Raw genomic sequence first — 17,020 nt, 5'->3', positions numbered from 1 at the left:
CAAGTAATAATTACAACATTTATAATAATAATTTTTTTATATAAAAAATGGTTCCTATTAAATATAGGAACCATTTGCTTAATGCTACTTTAATTTTCAAAACAGGTTTTTCTCTATATACTGCAATGATCTTACCTAATATTTTTTAAAGAATCTCTTTTACTTAAAAATAACATTATAACTATTAAAACTAAAATTACAAAACTACATACCATTCCAGCTTCTGGTCCAAATTGTCCCCCTGTAATAAACTCATTTCCTACTAAATTTAAGTCAACTATACTTCCTACTCCCACATCATTTCCACTAACTTGGAATCCAAATATATTGCCTTGAGCAAAATTCCATGCACTGTGAATTCCACAAGCAACCCATAAGCTACCAGTATTTATAACTATTAATCCAAGTAAAATTCCAACTAACACAATATTTAGCATAGCTACATAATTTATACCAGGGTTCTCAGAATGTATCAATGCAAAGAATACAGATGATAGTATTAAACCCACCGTAATATTATATCTAGCACCTAGCACATTCATTAGCCATCCTCTAGTTACTATTTCTTCTGTGGCACCTTGTATCAACCACCCTATTAAGATTATTGAAATATTTAATAATGCTCCTATTCCTACTGGTTGCGGTGATTTTGTTTCAATTGTTATAAATCCAAATATATATAGAATAAATACTACAGTACTCATCATAAGTAATCCTATAAGTAATCCTGATGCATATTTTGCAAGCCAACTCTCTTTATAAAATCCTAAAGTTACTATTTCTCTTCCTTCTATGGCTAGTACCCAAATAAATACTATTGATGATATCAATCCAAATACAATCAGCTGAACAAATTGTATTATTAAATTTTGATTCTGTATAAAAAAACTACTCTTTGATATTGATGTCAATATAGGTCCAAATATTAATTGTCCAGTAGCCATCCCTCCTTTTATAAATAAATATGCTAATAATATAGATAGAAAGAAATTAAGGAGTACTCTACTTTTTTTAGCATCTTCTGTAAGTCTAGTTTTTTCTATCATTAAAATGTTCCTCCTTATAAAGATAAAATTCCTTTATAATTAAATTAGTTTACACATATCTTTTTCATATTTAATTCACTTTATACATAGTTTATTTGTTACATTTACTCTATGCTGGTGTTTCAAATTGTTTAATTTATCACTTTCTATAAGTCTTCCTATAATTTTTTTATTTTGTTAACTTCATTTTCAAAGCTATTTATGGCATTAAGTAAATTTTATTTAAATTCATTTTTATTTTTAGTAATAAAAATTCGCTTAGCTCATGTCGCCAACGAGATGCCTTTGAGCAACGTGTTGGCGAATCATTTTGCTACCGCTTTAAGCCACTGTGTGGGCGATATGAAATTTCAGCCAACGACCTTGCTCAAGTAAAAAGTGGTTGGAAATTATACGTTATCAACAAATCAGATAACATATAATTTTCCTACAATAAAAAAGAGAACTCATAATGAGTCCTCTGGAATAAACAAATTTAAAATACACTTAATTATTCATGGTTTTTCCCTTTTTAAATTTTAATTTAAAACCTTAAATTTATTTTGTTAGTTTTTATTAATGATATGCATTTTTTTATTATAATCTCCACTATCTAAAAAAATATGCCCCTCCTCACAATAAATAGTTGATAGACTACTCATCATAAGAAAGAGCATATTTTAATTTATTCCTAATTTATTTATAATAAATCTTATCCAAAGTATCTTTCTAATAACCCTAAGAATGCTTTACCATGTCTAGCTTCATCTTTACACATTTCATGAACTGTGTCATGTATAGCATCTAATCCTAATTCTTTAGCTCTCTTAGCTATTTTTAATTTCCCTTCAGTAGCTCCATACTCAGCATCAACTCTAACTCTTAAGTTTTCTTTAGTATCAGCAACTACTACTTCACCTAATAATTCAGCAAATTTGGCAGCATGTTCTGCTTCTTCAAAAGCTATTCTTTTGTAAGCTTCAGCAACTTCTGGATATCCTTCTCTATCAGCTTGTCTACTCATTGCTAAGTACATACCAACTTCTGTACATTCTCCAGTGAAGTTAGCTCTAAGTCCTTCAACTATTTCTTCGTCAACTCCTTGAGCTACACCTATTCTGTGTTCATCTGCCCAATTCATTTCACCTTTCATTTCTTCGAACTTTTCAGATCCTACTTTACATACTGGACATACTTCTGGCGCAGTTTCTCCTTCATGAATATATCCACATACAGTACATACAAATTTTTTCATAGTATTATACCCTCCCAATAAATATTATCTTTTTTACTTATAACTAATAGATACCCCATGATTTTTTATCTAAACAAATTCTACAAAACTTTTAATAATATTTTTGATTTTGCCAAAATTAATCATGGTTATAAATAATGTTACCATTTTTTACAATTAAAAGCTACAATATAATTATTCTTTTATTGTAAATCGTAGCCTAACATCAAAACTATTTTTTCAACCTCTTCTTTATTTTCTTCATTTCCCTTTTCTCCTAAATGAACACACCTATTTGGTTTAAAACTTCCATTTATTAATTTTGTAGAAAAGGCAAGGCATGTGGCAACTCCACATTTACCACAATTTATTTTAGGCAAAAATTCATATATATCTATAGGACTTGGAAGCCTTCTCATCTCTTCATTGGGAGTAATTTTATCTATTTTATCAGCACAATCATTTATAACACTTTTTATGTAATCTAAAGTTTCAAAGGCATCAGTTTCATTTAATAATTTTGAAACAGCCACCTCTTCTTTGTACATAATAATTATTTTCGGTCCATGATTAAATGTCAGTGTTCCTGCCTTTTTATTATAAATTGCAGTTTTTAAATATGTATTTAAATAAGGAAATAAATCTTCAATATTTCGTGAAAAACTTCCTTTAATTCTTATTCTATTTGAATCTGTGGTGCAAGGTTGAATAAACTTTAAATCTAAATTTTCTATGTACATTTGCTATCTCCTTTTACAAATTATTTAGTGCATATGCTAATTTATCTATTTCTTCTTTTTCGTTAAAATATCCCATGCTAACTCTTACTGTTCCTCTTTCTTTGGTACCAATAATCTCATGAGCGCAAGGAGCACAGTGAAGACCCGCTCTTACCATAATATTATATTTGTCTCCAAGTATATGGGCCACGTCTTCAGGTCTTTTATTTTTTATATTAAAAGATATGACAGGTGTAATTTTTTCCCAATCCTTAGGTCCATAAATTTCTATATCTTTAACCTTTGATAAAATATTTAAAGCATATTTAGTTAAACTTTTTTCCTTCTCATAAATATTATCTACTTGTTCTTTTAATAAAAATTTAATAGCAGATCTTAAACCACAAATACCACTTACATTAAGAGTTCCCGTCTCCAATTTGTTTGGATAATAATTCACTTGATATTCATAAGCAGAGTCTCCACCCGTTCCTCCACTTTTTATAGGTTCTATATTATAATCACAGTTTATAACAATGCCTCCAGTGCCCATGGGACCTAGCAAGCTTTTATGCCCCGTAAATGTAAGTATATCTATATTATCTTTTTCAATATCAACTTTATATGCTCCACAAAGTTGGGCACCATCTACCACAAAAGGAATTTTATTTTTTCTAGCGATCTCTCCAATTTCCTTAATAGGTTGTATAGTCCCAATAACATTTGAAGCTGCAGTGAATATAATAAGCTTGGTATTTTCTTTTATTAATTTTTCCACATCATTTGCTTTAGTTATGCCATTTTTATCACATTTTACTTTACTTATATCTATATTTTTTTCTTTTTCTAAGGTTTTCAAAGTTCTCCATACTGCATTATGTTCCAAGGAACTTGTTATTACATGATCATTTTCTTTTATCATTCCCCTAAGAACCATGTTTATGGACTCCGTTACATTTGATGTAAAAATAACATTTTTAGGACTTTTAAAATTAAATAATTCGCCAATAAGTTTCCTACATTCGTATATTATAAAATCTGATTCCATTGCTTTTTTGTATGCTCCTCTACCAGAACTTGTGCCATTATTAGTCATAAAATCATATACTGCCTCACTTACTTCTTTTGGCTTTGGAAAAGATGTTGCTGCATTATCTAAATATATTTCCACATTAATTCCTCCCAGATAACTTTCCATAATATTACATCTTATATAAATGATAGCATAGTTATAATAAGTAAATATGCCATATAATCCTTAATTTTATTAATTTTTTATTTTTTTAAAATTATATAAAGTCAACAGTAGAATAATGTTTTTTTTTCTGATAAAATACTAGGGACATTATTTTTAGAGGGTGATTATATAGATGAAAAATAAAGGTATATTTATAGCAATAGAAGGCCCTATTGGTGCAGGTAAAACTACTTTAGCAAATTTACTTAACGACTATCTAGGCTATACTCTACTCAGAGAAATTGTAGAAGAAAATCCATTTTTATCAAAATTTTATACTGATATTAAGGAATATGCTTTACAAACAGAAGCATTTTTTTTATTCAATAGAGTAAAACAGCTAGAAGACGTTAATAAAAATATACTTAGCAAATGTAAGGGAGTTGTAAGTGACTACCATATAGTAAAAAATCTTATTTTTGCAGGTATTACACTTGATAATAATCAGTTTCATAGATACAAACAAGTTTATAACATATTCGTAAATGATTTACCACAACCAGATATTATCATATATTTAAATTCAAACACGGATGTATTAATGAGAAGAATAGCAAGTAGAGATAGAAGTTTTGAGAGACAAATGGACAGAAATTATATTGATAATCTTCGCAATGAGTACAAATATTATTTTAATCCACTTTCTATTAAACATAACTTTACTGGTAAAGAACCTATCATTATAGAAGTTGATAACTCTGATTTAGACTTCTTAAATAACCAATCAGACAGAAAATACATTATAGATAAAGTTGAAAAAGCTATATCATCTTTAGGAGGAAATTCAGGATGTTCAAATTAGAAAATAAAAGTGACAAATGTGCAAACAGAGATTTATTTATAACTGTTGCAGGAAATGTGGGAGCGGGAAAATCCACATTAACAAAATTAGTAGGAGAAAAGCTGGGATTTGAAACTCACTTTGAAAAGGTTGACGGAAATCCTTATTTAGAAGATTTCTACAAAGACCAAGACAAATGGGGATTCCATTTACAACTTTACTTCTTAGCTCAAAGATTCAAACAGCAAAAAGAAATACGTGCTAACGGACTTAACAATATACAAGACAGAAGTATATACGAAGATGTTGAAATATTTGCTAGAAATTTATTTGACAATGGCAAAATGACTAAAAGAGATTATATAACTTATAGAGATTTATTCAACGATATGGTTCCTCATCTTAGAACTCCAGACTTGATGATTTATCTTGATGGTTCAATAGACACTATAATAGGACGAATAAAATTAAGATCTCGTGATATGGAAAAAGATGTGGATATGGCATACTGGACAAACCTTCATAATAGGTATGAAAATTGGATAAAAGAATACAATGATTCTCCAGTATTATACGTAAATATTAACGAGGTTGACTTAATAAATAAACCAGAACATTTAGATATGTTATGTGATAAGATTAAAGAAATTTTAAATATATAATTTCCTAACATGTAAAAAAGGGATTCACACTACACTGTGATTCCCTTTTTTATTTACTCCATCTGAGATTCCATTAAATTATTTGTAGATTCTTCTACAGATTTTTTCTTAATAAAAGATAATTTAGTTTCAGCAACTATAATTGACACAAAAATTATTATACACCCAACTACCATTCTACTAGTTAATACTTCGTGGAAAATTAAAACAGACATTATTGTACCAAATACTGCTTCTGTAGATAAGATTATAGCTGTTCTTGTTTGATCTACTTTTGATTGACACATTGTTTGTAGTAAGAACCCAATAGCAGTAGAGAATATTCCTAAATATAATGCTCCCATAAATCCTACTGGTGTTGCACTAAAATTAGTTTCTCCCGTTACAGTTTGTAAAATTAAGGACAATAAAAAAGCTACTACAAACTGTGTAACTGTTAGTACGTACGAATTATATTTTTTACTAAATTCTCCAGTAAAGAAAATGTGAAATGCAAAACCAATAGCACATATAAATGTTAAGAAGTCTCCAAAATTAATGCTTAAATCAGCTTCTAAAGACAATACAGCTATTCCTACAAGTGCCATAAAACTACTTATAACGCCAATTTTATCAAGCTTTCTTTTATATAAAATAAAACCTATAAATGGTACTATTACAACATTTACAGCTGTAATGAAAGCATTTTTTGAAACAGTAGTATATACAAGACCTAGGGTCTGTGTTGTAAATCCTACAAAAGAAAACAATCCAAGTAAAGCTCCTGCTATTATAGATTCTTTTGATATATTCTCCTTAATTTTCTTATAAAATATTATTCCTAGCATTACACTTGCAATAAAGAATCTAAGAGTTAAAGTTTGTACAGTACTAAGTCCACCATCTAAGGCTAACTTGGTTCCTATAAACCCACTTCCCCATATAATTGCTATTCCAAATAATCCTATTTCTCCTAAATATTTTTTCATTTAATCCCTCCCTCTTAATGTCTACAATTCAATCATAATCTAGTTGGATTTATTTGTAAATCCATAATTAGATTATTTTCTTAAGTATATATATAATGTAAATGTAAAATACCATAATAAAAATACATTGAAGTAAAATCAATGTATTTTAATAATCTATATTTTTAATTGTTTCTAATTTTTGTTTAAATATTTCCACAATTTTAGGATCATATTTTGTGCCAATTCCAAATAAAATTTTATCTACAGACCTTTGGATAGGGTTATTAACACCTATATGCATGCCACGTATCACCTCTAGTACATAGTCATCACATACATGTATAATTCTGGAATAAATAGATATATTTTCTCCCCATAATCCAAAGGGAAATCCGCTACCATCCCAGTTTTCATGATGTGTTAGTATAGCTCTAGCAACTTTATAATATTGTTGATTTAATTGCATTATTCTAAAACTTGCTTCCACATTACTACTTACTATTTTATTAAACTTATAGTCATTACTCATAATAAATATTTCTGATATATCTTCATCGGTCATTGTAATCATTCCAATATGATGATATCTGGCAACAAGTTCTAGCTCATACATTTCACTTTTAGATAATTTTATTTCTTTTCCCATAATCTGAGCACATTTAAGCACATTTTTTGAATATATTTTACAATCTCTATTTTTATTTTCTAAAATATTAATAATATCATCTAGTTTTTGTATAACGGAAGCTTCATTTTTCAAAATTAATTTTTGCTTATATATTTCTTTATCTGCTCTTTTTATTATATCTTTCATATTTTCATGAATTGATTTCTTACATGCAACACCTAAGGATATACTACATGGTATTTTATTACTATCTATACGTTTGCAATTTTCTATTATACGAAACTCTATTTTCCTTGCAATTTCTTCACTTGTATTAGGCATTAGTATAGCTATTTCATCTCCACCAATTCTAAAGATCAAATCATCTTTTCTACATGACTTTTTTAAAATCGAACATATATTATGAATAAGATTGTCTCCCTCTATATGTCCAAGGGTGTCATTTGTAAGTTTTAAATCATTTATATCTCCTAGTATTAAACTCAGAGGATAGTTTAATGGTGTATCAAGTTCTTTTATTTTTTTATTAAAATAATCTTTGTTTAGAAGTCCTGTATCCCCATCTGTTATACTGAGCTTGCTTAGTTCTTTTATTAAATTATTTTTCTCTGTTACATCTTCTGATATACCCGTTATCCCTAGTAGCTCACCTTCATCATTAAAAAATGGATTTTTAATAGTTTTTACACATTTTTCTCCAAGATTATAATATTTGTGAACACTTTGTCTAGTTTCTATAACAATATCATCATCTTTTTTGTACATATCCGCTTCTTTTTTGCTTAATATATCATAATCCCTTTTATTGAGGATATCTTCTCTTTTTAATCCAGATTCTAGTTCAAACTCTTTATTTACAAATACATATTTTCCGTCTAAATCTTTAAGCCACATGGAAAATGGAATTGTATCTATAAATTTTATTGTTAAATGATGTTTTTCATTATAATTTTCGTATTCATCACCCAGTCTTTTAACCATTTGTTCCTCCTGTATAAAATGATCTTAATGCAGATACAGCTACACTATTAATAGAATGTATCATTTGCACTATTTCATAGATAAACTTATGATTTGATTTTACTAAGTCTATATAAGACGATTTATCTAGTACCGATTTTTATCAATTTATTAGTATTATCTACGAACTTATCTTTTCTCATGTACTTTGGAGAAATATTTATAGATTAACTTGTATCTTTATTTACATACTCATCAAAATTGTTTTCTTATTTTAATATAAAAAAATGTGTATATTCTTAAAGAATAATACACATTTTTTTAATAATCTTATTTATTTATAGTTACATATGAATTAGACACATAAGCAAAACCTTTATTGTATACTATTTTATACCATCCTGTTTTTGCATCTGTTCCTACTATTTCTACTTTTGTTCCACCATTTAAATAACCCACTTTTCCATAGCTTGATGATGGTCCACTTCTTACATTTACTCCTGATTTTGTTGTTCCTGTTTTTATTTCAGCTATATATAGTTTAGACGCATAAGCATATCCGTTGTTATATTTAATTTTATACCAACCTGTTTTTGCATCTTTTTCTATTATATCTACTTTTGTACCACTATTTAAGTATCCTAACTTTTTATAACTTGTTGATGGTCCACTTCTTACATTTACCCCTGATGTTGCTATTCCAGGTTTTGTTGATTCATTTTGAATAATTACATAAAGATTAGATACATAAGCATATCCATTATTGTATTTTATTTTATACCAACCTGTTTTTGCATCAATTCCTACTATTTCTACTTTTGTTCCACCATTTAAATAACCTACTTTTCCATAACTTGTTGATGGTCCACTTCTTACATTTACTCCTGATTTTGTTGTTCCTGTTTTTATTACAGTAAGTTCAGCATCAGTTTGTCCTTTTATTGATGAAGAATATTCTCCATATAAAGTATTTCCATCAACATTTTTATAAGCTCTTACTTTATAAGTATAAGATGTATTAGCTTTAAGGTTAGAATCTGTATATGTAATATTCGCATTTCCTGTAATTGTTTTTAATAATTTATATGAACTAGTGCTATTATCATATTTATAAACTTTATATCCCTGTGAATTACTAACTTTTGTCCATGATAATGTTAAAGAGTTTGTAGTTTTAGATTTTATAACTAAGCCTGTAACTTTACTTGGAGTATTATTAACTATTTTAAACGAAGTTGTTATACTTCCAGTATAACCTCCAATACCTGTGATTTTTACAGTGGCAGTCCCAACAGAAGTATTATTAGAGTAGCTTACCTGATAATCTTTACCAGATACCAACTCTTTTCCACTATAACTAACCTTTACGCTTGGTTTTATTTCTTTTCCTGTATACTCTTGGTCACTTATTGCACTTACAGTTGCTTTAGACAAATCTATAGCTTTAGTAGGTTCAGGTAATAAGAAAGTATAGTTCATGTCAAAATACTTTGGACTAGTAGAAGTACCAATACCTTCGATTGTGCCTTTATCAGTATATTGCCACATCATATATGGTCTTGGGTAAGTATTTGTGGATGAATACTGAGCTATCCATAAATAACTTGATGACAGTAACTCATCTGAAAAATATCTACTTCCAAAATCATTATTAGTATATAGTCCTCTCTTATATCCTTGGCCTTCAACATAATCTAAAAATGCATTAGACATACTTGTTGCTAAACTTTTTGTAACTGTTACACCTTGTTTCAATGCATAATCAACACTGTCATACTCAAAATCAAAAAATACTGGATATGATATTTTATCTTTATAAGGTGCAATAGTTTCTACACATTTTTGTGCTTCTATTTTTGCTTTGGCGCTAGTTGTAGCATAACTAAACCAATAAACTCCAACTTCAACACCTGCATTTATAGCTCCTTTGATATTTTCATGGAAATATGGGTCAACAGTAGAAGTACCGTAACCAGCTCTTATTATTGCATAATCTACACCACTTGCTTTTACTTTATTCCAATCAATTGAACCATTCCATTTACTTACATCAATTCCTAGTTGTGCCGGACTTAAAGTAATATAAGTGCCTGACACATATCCATATGTATCGTTATAAGATATTTTATACCAACTGCCACTTTTGTCTAAAACTTCCACATTAGTACCACTTGCTACTGTACCTATAACTCCATAAGAAGTTGATGGTCCACTTCTTACATTTAAATTACTTGTATTAACCACACCTTGTCCAATAAGGTTTGGTTTAGTAATTGGCGTTACCTGCAAATTAGGTAGTGCGCTCCTTGTAGTGAAAAGTCTCATTTCATTTTGGTGCCCCATATTATACTTTGGATTTTCTTTTGGATCTGGTTGATAAGAATTGTCATTAATAGCTACATTGTTTGATGATAATTTCTCAGCAATTTGTACAGAACCTGTTTCTTGAGCATTTGCTATTATCATTATGTTTTGAGAAACCATTGTAAATGATAATGATAATGCTAGAAATGATTTTGTATATTTATTCATAACTTCCCCCCTTCAACAAGAAATATTTCTTGCAAATTTAATGTAAATTTTCGACATTTTAGGTCAAATTTTCATCATATTCTAAATATATAATAAAATTACAAAATTGTAAACAAATATGTAAATAATAGATAAATTTGTATCAATAATATCTAATTTTTAAAATTTATATATTATTTTAATATAGTTATGAAGTTTCATGCGATCAAATTGCTTAATTCAACTATCTAGAAATAAAAAAAGATCCACATATTATCTATGTGAATCATTTTACTTATGTAAATATTGTACTTTTATTTTTTAAAATATGATTATTTATTTTTTGAGTATTTGTGCTCAATATATTTCAAAAGTAGAAACTCATTTATCAAGAAAAATTGGCTTCCTATAATTATTTTTAAATCATTGTCTAGTCTAGCTGCCTCGTGAGTATAAAATTGAATACTTATATCACTAATTTTTGATAAAGTATTGTTACCACTTCGGCTTATTGAAATAACTTTTAGCCCTTTTGTTTTTAATTCTTTGGCAAAATCGTTTACAAGTTTATTTTCACCTGACAAAGAATATAAAAATATTATGTCATCTTCTTTCATGTAATTAGATATAGTATTTAATTCCTCTTTGCCCTCTAATACATTTACTAACTTTCCTACAGAAAGTAATGTTCTTTTAAGTTCCTTTACCGCATTATTTTGTATCTCCCCTGAACCATAGGCATAAATTCTGCTACATTTATCTAGTAGTGTGAACACGTCAGTAAAATCTCTTTCAATAAGCACGTTTATAGTTTTGTTCATATCATCAAAGACCTTACTGTATTCTATTTTATCAAAAACTGGAGCTTTATTATTTTGATTATCTAATTTCAAGTAAAATTTCAGTTCACTATATCCATTTAGTCCCAGTTTTTGTGCAAACCTTAAAATAGTTGTATGAGAAACATTACAACTAGATGCCAGTTCATGAATAGACATACTTTCACATTTCATTTTATTATTTAATATAAAACTCCATATATGTTTATCATTATCATTTAAGTTTTTATAGTTATCACAAATTAATGTTTCTAATCTCATATCCATTTATCTATTCCTCTTTCCCATTTTTATATTCAATATATTTTAAGAATAAAATCTCAATAAGTATAAAATAAGATGTAACTGACTCATAACTCATTTCGTTTATCGTTTCTAAAAATGTAACAGATGATATATATAAGTTATAATCACTCATTTGAGACAATGTATTTTCTTTTAATTTAGTAATTGAAAGAATGGGTATGTTTCTTACTTGTAACTGTGATGCAAAATCTATAAGAAATTTATTTTCTCCAGATACTGATATAATAATAAATAAATCCTCTGAATTTGCAAGATTTAATGAAATATCAGACTCTTGATATCCATTTAAATCATATAGTATTTTACCAGCTGTCATAAATATACGTTTAAGTTCTTTTTTTATGGATGATTGCACCATTCCAACACCATAAATATATATGTTTTTTGCTGAGTCAAACTTTTCAAAAATCTCTGTGCAGTCTTTATTTTTAATACTTTCTATTACCTTATTATAAGTTGCACAAACCATTTCTGTTTGCCCCATATTTTCTTTTGGCTTTTTATTTTCTAGTTTTAAATATAACTTTAACTCGCTATATCCCTTTAGTGACAGTTTCTGAGCAAATCTAAGAATAGTTGTTCTAGATACATTACATTTAAAAGCCAGCTGATCAATAGCTAATTTTTCACACTCTTTTTTATTATTAGATATATAGTTCCAAATATGGAAATCGTTATCGTTAAGTTGATCATAATATTTATTAATTAGTTCTTCTAGTTTCATTATTTGTCTCCATCTTTCATGCCCCTTTACATGAAGCTTTGTTATAAATACAATTATAACTTAGTTGTTAATTTTTTACCATAATAAAAAAGAGTGAAAAGCTATATGAACTTTCCACTCTTTTTTATTAACATATATTATTTATATTCTATAAGTATACTTTTACCTGCCTCTACTGATTGGTTTGTATGATAGTTTGATAGTTCATAACCATTTTGTTCAACAACAACCATCATAGTAACATCTTCTATATTTTTATCTTTTAAGAATTGTCTATTTACATTAGCCAAAGGTTGTCCTACTTTTATTTTATCACCTATTTTACAATGTGTTTCAAATCCCTCTCCATTAAGTTTAACTGTATCAAGACCTATATGAATTAATACTTCTATACCGTCTTCATTTTTTAAACCTATTGCATGTTTCGTATCAGAAACTAATGTTACTTCACCATTACAAGGTGATACTACAATATTTGATGATGGTTTAGTAGCTATTCCATCTCCTAACATTCTGTTTGAAAACATGTCATCCTCTACTTGGGATAAGTCTATACTTGTACCATCTACTACCGCGTAAAATCCTTTTACAGCTTGTGTGTTACTTTTTTTCTTTTTACTAAATAATCCAAACATGTGAACCACATCCTTAGTGTAATTCTGGCCAGTATTCTTTGTTTGCTTCTATTAAATCATCTAGTATAAGTTTAGCAACTCTTGCACTTGGAACAGTTTTTGATAATGTTATTGCTTGCCATAATTTATTGTAGTTACCTTCTATCCAAGCTTCTACAGTAAGTTTTTCCACACTTACTTGTTGTTCCATTAATCCTTTTTGGAATTGTGGTATAGCACCTTGGTTTATTTTTTCATATCCATTTCTTCCAACTATACAAGGTATTTCTACCATTGCTGTTTTATCAAAGTTTTCTATTGCACCTTCATTTTCAACTATAAGAAGGAATCTTTCATTTGTATTTTCTGCAAGTGCGCAAGCTAAGTCAACTATATAAGTTGCATGAGCATCTGGCTCAAATCCTCCAACACCTTTACAAGTTCCTTTTTCTATTATTTCGTTGCATAAACCAAATACGTGTTTTTCTCTTCCATCCATAACTTCGTTTGCTCTAGTGTACTCTTTGTCTGAGTGCTCTACTACATAGTCTGGATATAAGTAGTATTTTAGGTAAGTGTTTGGTATTGTAGTTGGATCTACTGCATAAACATCTTTAACTTTTGTAAAAGTTTCTCTCCAACTTGGATCAACGTGTTGATTACTATCAGATAATGCATCTGCAAATCCATTTACAGCAACATGTTCTTTTATTTGTGGCATTAAATCATTTCCATCTTTGTCATATATTTTGTGCCACCATCCAAAGTGGTTTAATCCGTAGTAACCTACTTGCATTTCTTTTCTTGATTTTAATCCACACATATGAGCCATTTTTTCTTCTAAGTCTATTGGCATGTCACATATATTTAATATTTTTGAATCTGGTCTAAGTCTTCTTGTTGCTTCTGCTACTATAGCAGCAGGATTTGAGTAGTTTAACATCCAAGCATTTGGTGAATATTGTTCCATAAAGTCAAGTATTTCTATAACTCCACCTATTGAACGCATTCCATAAGCTATTCCTCCAGGCCCGCAAGTTTCTTGTCCTACAACACCATATTTTAGTGGTATTTTTTCATCCTTTTCACGCATTGCATATTTACCAACACGAATATGTGCTAATACGAAATCTATGTCTGTAAATGCTGTTTCTGGATCTGTTGTATATGCAAATTCTACTTCTGGTGCATTTTCTTTTAAATATATTTCACAAGCTTTCGCTACTGTTTCTTGTCTAGCTGCATCATTATCATAAAACTTTATTGATCTTATTGGAAATCTATCCATATTTTCTAATAGCATTAATACTATTCCTGGTGTGAAAGTACTTCCTCCACCTGCTACTGTAACTGAATATTTTTTATTGTTCATTTTTATTTCCTCCCCAAAGATTAGTTGTTTTTATTTATCTTATGATTAAATACTACACCCCAAAAAACATTATTACAATACGTTTTCCTTCTTTAGGGAAAGGGTTTGTTCAAGTGTATTTTATAACATTTTCTGTGACAATTCACAGGCATTAGTTATAAATAAAAAAGCATGTTGATTTGTAATCAACATGCTTTTTTATCTATTTTACATACTAATTCTAATTGTAGCAAATAAGCATATACTAGCTAAAGAAATAACAACTAAGCTTCCTGAAATCGTCATTAACAACCCATCTTTTAGTTTGTCTTTAAAAGACTCTTTAATAGTTACATTATAAACTTTAAGAGTTTTATATAAAATAAATCCAAATAGTATAACATACAGTGTATTTCTTAGTAATAACTCAGCAACTATAAACATAACTAAATTTGTAACTGCATATTTTACATCACTTGATTCTATTTTTCTTTGTATAAATATTAGCAAATAAGCTATAAACGGATTTATCATAGATACCAAAAATAGTATTGTAAGTCTTGGATCTTGTTGTATTGCCTGTGGTAGCGATAAACCTATTTGTGCTGAATTAATGGATAAGTAAATTAAGCTCATAAAAGGCGATAATATAAGTAATACTTTTGCCACATTATAATACTTGTTTAAAGACTTTACTTTATTTTGATCAACTTTTGGCTTATTGTCTTTAACTTTGACTTTTTTAGCTTTAGTTTTTTTGCTCTTGCTCATTTCATCTCCTACTTTCGAATTAATATAATTTAGTCATTTCATATATTGCTATATAATTTTTATAAAGCCTTCTTTTGTTCTCTCTCTAATAGATTTTCAAAATCATCTCTAACTTTTGGCACTTTTAGTCCAATTATAACTTGGAATGATTTTCCGTTAGCTGAGCATCCATGTGCTCCTATTGATTTGAAGTATGTGTCGCTTTTACATAAGCTTTCATCTTTTACATTAACCCTTAAACGAGTAGCGCAGTTTGTTACGTCAACAATATTTTCACAACCACCTAGACCTTCTAATATAGATTCAACAAATACTGATTTATCATCATTACCTTTTGAACTTTGCTTTTCTCTATATTCTGCTTTTGAACGTAGTTTAACGTCTTCTTCATCATCTTCTCTACCTGGAGTTTTAACATCAAATTTTAATATTAAAGTTTTGAATACTACAAACCATATTCCTGTAAAAGATATACCTATGCCAAACATTAATAAGTATTCTCTCCAGTGACTTGACATTAATGGTATCCAGTTAAATGATGCCATTTCTATTACACCACCAGAGTGTATTCCAACGATTCCAGCAATATACATTACAGTAGAAAGGGTTGCTGCTAATAATGCATGTACTATGAATAACCATGGTGCTACAAATAAGAATGTGAATTCTATTGGTTCTGTTACTCCACAGAATATTGCTGTTAAAGTAACTGGTACTAATAATCCAAGAACTTTCTTTTTATTTTGTGGTTTAGCAGTTGAATAAAATGCCAGTGCAACACCTAAACATCCAAATATCTTAGAAAATCCTGTTGAAGTAAATCCTGCTTCTGGCACTATTGATTTTAATGACTGCGTACTAGCTGCAAGTTCTGGCAATTTCGTTGCCCAATAAGTATAAAGTCCACCTGGAACTAACACGTTATCATAGAAGAATGGAGTATATAGTAAATGGTGTAAACCAAATGGTATAAGTGCTCTTTCAAGGAATACAAATATCCATATACCAAATGCACCTGCATCCTTTACAAATCCTTGGAATAATAACATTCCACCTTGTACTTTAGGCCATACAAATGCTGCTAAAACAGCTACAGGAATCATTACGAAAAATCCTATCATGAATATGAATGTTGAACCACTAAATGTTCCAAGCCATTCAGGCAATTCTGTATCAAAGAAGCGGTTATGTAAATAAATTACAATTCCAGATATAATTAATGCACCTATCATTCCCATGTCTAAAGTTTTAATATTAGCTATCATAGTAAGACCACTTGTTCCGCCAACTTCTGCAGCGAAATCAACCCCAAATGTAGGTCCCCATTGTGCAAGAATAGTACTTAAGAAATAATGGAATGTTAGATAAAGTACAAGTGCTTCCATTGCACATCTTGCATTTTGTTTTTTAGCCATACCTATAGGAAGACCCACAACGAATAGTAATGGTAGTTGGTTAAATACTGTCCAGCCACCTTGTAGTACTACATTCCAGCATTGATACCACATACTAGTTGGTGCTGCAAGTGATCCCATTATTGCTTCTGTTGTAAATAAAGTACCTAAGCCTATTACTATCCCTGCAAAAGCAAATAATAACACAGGTGTAAACATGGCTCCCCCAAATTTTTGAATCTTCTGCATCATAACTTTTCTCTTCCCTTCTGTGTATAAATTTACTAGTTATTAATTCTTTGTTAGCTAAATAT

The 17,020-nt window shown here is 28.9% G+C and carries 15 protein-coding genes; 2 read left to right on the top strand and 13 right to left on the bottom strand.

What is annotated here, in order from left to right:
• Positions 1 to 131: 131 nt before the first annotated feature.
• The 4 genes from JW646_RS15915 to JW646_RS15900 all read right to left on the bottom strand — a co-directional run bounded on the left by JW646_RS15915 (position 132) and on the right by JW646_RS15900 (position 4,149).
• Positions 132 to 1,046, bottom strand: coding sequence for a CPBP family intramembrane glutamic endopeptidase (locus JW646_RS15915; RefSeq protein WP_228415632.1), 915 nt, complete (start codon positions 1,044 to 1,046; stop codon positions 132 to 134).
• 691 nt (positions 1,047 to 1,737) lie between these two features.
• Positions 1,738 to 2,280, bottom strand: coding sequence for an NADH peroxidase (locus tag JW646_RS15910; protein ID WP_206923879.1), 543 nt, complete (start codon positions 2,278 to 2,280; stop codon positions 1,738 to 1,740).
• 182 nt (positions 2,281 to 2,462) lie between these two features.
• Positions 2,463 to 2,999: a (Fe-S)-binding protein gene (locus JW646_RS15905; RefSeq protein WP_074915837.1), complete on the bottom strand. Its 537-nt coding sequence runs from the start codon at positions 2,997 to 2,999 to the stop codon at positions 2,463 to 2,465.
• Between the two features lie 13 nt (positions 3,000 to 3,012).
• Positions 3,013 to 4,149 carry an aminotransferase class V-fold PLP-dependent enzyme gene (locus JW646_RS15900; RefSeq protein WP_228415631.1) on the bottom strand — a complete coding sequence of 379 codons (1,137 nt, stop codon included), beginning with the start codon at positions 4,147 to 4,149 and terminating at the stop codon, positions 3,013 to 3,015.
• A gap of 199 nt (positions 4,150 to 4,348) precedes the next feature.
• On the opposite strand from JW646_RS15900, the gene JW646_RS15895 reads away from it, so the two are divergent.
• Both JW646_RS15895 and JW646_RS15890 read left to right on the top strand, forming a co-directional pair.
• Positions 4,349 to 5,017, top strand: coding sequence for a deoxynucleoside kinase (locus JW646_RS15895; RefSeq protein ID WP_148556451.1), 669 nt, complete (start codon positions 4,349 to 4,351; stop codon positions 5,015 to 5,017).
• Positions 5,005 to 5,658 (top strand): deoxynucleoside kinase, encoded by a 654-nt coding sequence (locus JW646_RS15890; protein ID WP_074915828.1) that lies wholly within the window; start codon positions 5,005 to 5,007, stop codon positions 5,656 to 5,658. The genes JW646_RS15895 and JW646_RS15890 overlap by 13 nt, the downstream gene beginning before the upstream one ends.
• Before the next feature lie 53 nt (positions 5,659 to 5,711).
• Here JW646_RS15890 and JW646_RS15885 read toward each other — a convergent pair whose 3' ends face one another.
• The 9 genes from JW646_RS15885 to JW646_RS15845 all read right to left on the bottom strand — a co-directional run bounded on the left by JW646_RS15885 (position 5,712) and on the right by JW646_RS15845 (position 16,958).
• Positions 5,712 to 6,626 carry a DMT family transporter gene (locus JW646_RS15885; RefSeq protein ID WP_228415630.1) on the bottom strand — a complete coding sequence of 305 codons (915 nt, stop codon included), beginning with the start codon at positions 6,624 to 6,626 and terminating at the stop codon, positions 5,712 to 5,714.
• A 148-nt stretch (positions 6,627 to 6,774) separates the two neighbouring features.
• Entirely contained in the window at positions 6,775 to 8,217 is a 1,443-nt protein-coding gene (locus JW646_RS15880; RefSeq protein WP_228415629.1) for a sensor domain-containing diguanylate cyclase/phosphohydrolase, read from the bottom strand.
• A 309-nt stretch (positions 8,218 to 8,526) separates the two neighbouring features.
• Entirely contained in the window at positions 8,527 to 10,728 is a 2,202-nt protein-coding gene (locus tag JW646_RS15875) for an SH3 domain-containing protein (RefSeq protein WP_228415628.1), read from the bottom strand.
• Between the two features lie 311 nt (positions 10,729 to 11,039).
• Positions 11,040 to 11,813: a MurR/RpiR family transcriptional regulator gene (locus tag JW646_RS15870; RefSeq protein WP_228415627.1), complete on the bottom strand. Its 774-nt coding sequence runs from the start codon at positions 11,811 to 11,813 to the stop codon at positions 11,040 to 11,042.
• Between the two features lie 4 nt (positions 11,814 to 11,817).
• Positions 11,818 to 12,576 (bottom strand): MurR/RpiR family transcriptional regulator, encoded by a 759-nt coding sequence (locus JW646_RS15865; protein ID WP_074915820.1) that lies wholly within the window; start codon positions 12,574 to 12,576, stop codon positions 11,818 to 11,820.
• A 137-nt stretch (positions 12,577 to 12,713) separates the two neighbouring features.
• Positions 12,714 to 13,211 carry a PTS sugar transporter subunit IIA gene (locus JW646_RS15860; protein WP_228415626.1) on the bottom strand — a complete coding sequence of 166 codons (498 nt, stop codon included), beginning with the start codon at positions 13,209 to 13,211 and terminating at the stop codon, positions 12,714 to 12,716.
• 13 nt (positions 13,212 to 13,224) lie between these two features.
• Positions 13,225 to 14,562 carry a 6-phospho-alpha-glucosidase gene (locus JW646_RS15855; RefSeq protein WP_074915816.1) on the bottom strand — a complete coding sequence of 446 codons (1,338 nt, stop codon included), beginning with the start codon at positions 14,560 to 14,562 and terminating at the stop codon, positions 13,225 to 13,227.
• 207 nt (positions 14,563 to 14,769) lie between these two features.
• Positions 14,770 to 15,312: a hypothetical protein gene (locus JW646_RS15850; protein WP_228415625.1), complete on the bottom strand. Its 543-nt coding sequence runs from the start codon at positions 15,310 to 15,312 to the stop codon at positions 14,770 to 14,772.
• Positions 15,313 to 15,371: 59 nt separating this feature from the next.
• Positions 15,372 to 16,958 carry an alpha-glucoside-specific PTS transporter subunit IIBC gene (locus JW646_RS15845; RefSeq protein WP_228415624.1) on the bottom strand — a complete coding sequence of 529 codons (1,587 nt, stop codon included), beginning with the start codon at positions 16,956 to 16,958 and terminating at the stop codon, positions 15,372 to 15,374.
• Positions 16,959 to 17,020 lie beyond the last annotated feature (62 nt).

The organism is Terrisporobacter hibernicus (assembly GCF_020809405.1).
Taxonomy (GTDB): domain Bacteria; phylum Bacillota; class Clostridia; order Peptostreptococcales; family Peptostreptococcaceae; genus Terrisporobacter; species Terrisporobacter petrolearius.
The sequence above is the reverse complement of the archived record's forward strand: the minus strand, read 5'-3'. Positions and strand labels throughout refer to the sequence as shown.